Genomic DNA, 257 nt, shown 5'->3' on the forward strand with positions numbered 1-257 from the left:
GTGGACGGCGGTACGGTGCGCCGGGCCATCTGTTCGGCGTCCAGGCCCGCGCATTTCATTTCCAGGGTGAGGCGGTAGTGGCGCAGGTTGTCGAGCAGGACGCCGCGTTCATCGGCCGGCTCGGCATCGGTCTCGCGCGGGTCGTCGTCCGGGTCGACCCACATGTCGGGGTGGATCGTCGACCGGGTCCACCGGGTCTGTACCGGCTCAGGGAGTTCCTCGATGCGCGCGCCCTCGTTCATGGGGGCATCGTCGCG

1 pseudogene is annotated in these 257 nt (G+C 69.6%); it reads right to left on the reverse strand.

Going from position 1 to position 257, the window contains the following annotated elements:
- A pseudogene (locus ACSNOK_RS35055) lies at window positions 1–242 on the reverse strand (hypothetical protein); the annotation flags it as partial.
- Window positions 243–257: the final 15 nt, after the last annotated feature.

The sequence above is a fragment of the Streptomyces sp. URMC 126 genome (assembly GCF_051386555.1).
In the GTDB taxonomy this organism is placed as follows: Bacteria; Actinomycetota; Actinomycetes; order Streptomycetales; family Streptomycetaceae; genus Streptomyces.